This window comes from Ilumatobacter nonamiensis YM16-303 (genome assembly GCF_000350145.1).
Taxonomy (GTDB): domain Bacteria; phylum Actinomycetota; class Acidimicrobiia; order Acidimicrobiales; family Ilumatobacteraceae; genus Ilumatobacter_A; species Ilumatobacter_A nonamiensis.
Genome location: NZ_BAOL01000369.1, coordinates 1 through 216, shown reverse-complemented (window position 1 = coordinate 216; position 216 = coordinate 1). Strand labels below are relative to the sequence as shown.

Sequence of the window (216 nt, the reverse complement as noted above, 5' to 3'; positions counted from 1 at the left end):
TCTACGGCGGCGCCGGCAACGACCAACTCTTCGGCTGGTACGGCAACGACCGACTCATCGCCGGCAACGGCAACGACCGACTCATCGGCGGACCAGGCAACGACCACCTCTGGGGCGGAGCCGGCACCGACACCCTCACCGGAGACGACGGAACCGACACCCTCTACGCAGGCACCGACCACGACACCGTCTACGGCGGCGCCGGCAACGACCAAC

1 protein-coding gene is annotated in these 216 nt (G+C 68.5%); it reads left to right on the top strand.

The features are described from left to right. Positions 1 to 216: calcium-binding protein (locus ON45_RS20690; RefSeq protein WP_040496738.1), on the top strand; the 216-nt coding region annotated here is incomplete at both ends.